Genomic DNA, 1,002 nt, shown 5'->3' with positions numbered 1-1,002 from the left:
CGCGCTGGCGCTGCCGGGCTGCGAGGCGGCGCGCGAGGCGCTGGCCGCGCACGCCGGCCTCGCCAGTGCCTCGGCCGGCTGGCCGCTCGCGGTAGTGGAGGTGCAGGCATGACCCATTCCTATGTTTCCGCCGGCCATACCGAGACCGGCAAGGTGCGCCGCCGCAACGAGGACGCGATCCTGGTGCGCGACGACCTCGGCCTGTGGGTGGTGGCCGACGGCCTGGGCGGCCACGCGGCGGGCGACTACGCCAGCGCGCTGATCGTCGAGCGGCTCGGCGCGCTGACCCGCGACGGCGATGTTCATGAATTCGCGATCGCGGTCGAGGAGGCGCTGCAGCAGGTCAATCTCGAGCTGCGCGCCGAGGCGCTCGCGCGGCAGGTCGACGTGATCGGCTCGACCGTCGCGCTGCTGATCCACGATCCGGCCTTCGTGCTGTGCGGCTGGGTCGGCGACAGCCGCGTCTACGTCGGCGAGCAAGGCGGCTTCGCCCAGCTCACGCGCGACCACGTGCATGGCCAGCCGGTCGACATCACCCATGTACGCGGCCTGCCGGCGCCGCCCTCGGCCGGCGCCGGCGTGCTGACGCGCGCGGTCGGCGTGGAGGACGTGCTGTTCCTCGACTGGGCCGTGGCCGGCAGCCGGGCCGGTACCGAATTCCTGCTCTGCTCGGACGGGGTCAACAAGGAACTCGGCGACGAGGAGCTCGCCGTGCTGTTCGGCGAGCCGGCCACGCCCCGGCAGCGCGTCGATCGCCTGTTCGAACTGTCGATGTCGCGCCGCGCGCGCGACAACATCTCCGCCGTGATCGTGCGGCTCGAAGCTCCGTGAAAGATTCCCGATGAACGATCCTCACGCCCTCCTGAACGCCGGCCGCCTGCAATGGCAGCGGCTGGTCGATTTCGTCGAACGCGCCATGCGCCGCGGCAAGCCGGCGCTGCCCTTGGCCGCGCCGCGCGGCGGCCCCGCGCGCGCGGTAGATCGGAAGAGCGTAGTGTAGGG

General features: G+C 72.5%; 2 protein-coding genes. Both read left to right on the top strand.

Features of this window, described 5'->3' with window-relative positions; translation table 11 throughout:
* The first annotated feature begins 108 nt into the window (after window positions 1-108).
* On the top strand, window positions 109-831 hold the full coding sequence (locus F3J18_RS37565; protein WP_025098255.1) for a PP2C family serine/threonine-protein phosphatase: 723 nt from the start codon (window positions 109-111) through the stop codon (window positions 829-831).
* A 10-nt stretch (window positions 832-841) separates the two neighbouring features.
* The gene (locus tag F3J18_RS37560; protein ID WP_166917214.1) at window positions 842-1,000 is read left to right on the top strand and encodes a hypothetical protein; all 159 of its coding nucleotides are present in this window, start codon (window positions 842-844) and stop codon (window positions 998-1,000) included.
* Window positions 1,001-1,002: the final 2 nt, after the last annotated feature.

The organism is Burkholderia sp. Ax-1720, assembly GCF_011753035.1.
Taxonomy (GTDB): domain Bacteria; phylum Pseudomonadota; class Gammaproteobacteria; order Burkholderiales; family Burkholderiaceae; genus Burkholderia; species Burkholderia gladioli.
Note: the sequence above shows the minus strand (reverse complement) of the source record. Positions and strands in the feature narration are given on the sequence as shown.

Coding starts and splice junctions, on each gene's coding strand:
- F3J18_RS37560 (WP_166917214.1), top strand. CDS start 842: ATGAACGATCCTCACGCCCTCCTGAACGCCGGCCGCCTGCAATGGCAG.
- F3J18_RS37565 (WP_025098255.1), top strand. CDS start 109: ATGACCCATTCCTATGTTTCCGCCGGCCATACCGAGACCGGCAAGGTG.